Genomic DNA, 361 nt, shown 5'->3' with positions numbered 1-361 from the left:
AGCAGATAGTAGGCCGTGGGCTCAGGCTGGCAGAGCACAAACAAGACTGCCTGGTAATGGACTATGCTGGAAATGGCTTCGATCTTTTTGCTCCAGAAGTCGGACAACCCAAGCCTGACAGCAGCAGCGTACCGGTTCAGGTGTTCTGTCCAGCCTGTGAATTTGCAAATATTTTTTGGGGTAAGACCGACGAAGAGGGTAATGTTCTGGAGCATTTTGGGCGACGCTGCCAGGGCACTGTTATGTTAAACAGTTCTGTCGCAACTCCGGATACACAAACTCAGTGCGATTTTCGCTTTCGCTTTAAAGAGTGTCCACAGTGCAACGCTGAAAACGATATTGCCGCCCGAAACTGTCATCA

The 361-nt window shown here is 49.9% G+C and carries 1 pseudogene; it reads left to right on the top strand.

The window, feature by feature from the left end:
* A pseudogene (locus QWI17_RS06665) lies at positions 1-361 on the top strand (ATP-dependent helicase); the annotation flags it as partial.

It is taken from the genome of Gilvimarinus gilvus, from assembly GCF_030518155.1.
Lineage (GTDB): Bacteria > Pseudomonadota > Gammaproteobacteria > Pseudomonadales > Cellvibrionaceae > Gilvimarinus > Gilvimarinus gilvus.
This window is presented reverse-complemented; position numbering and strand designations above follow the sequence as displayed.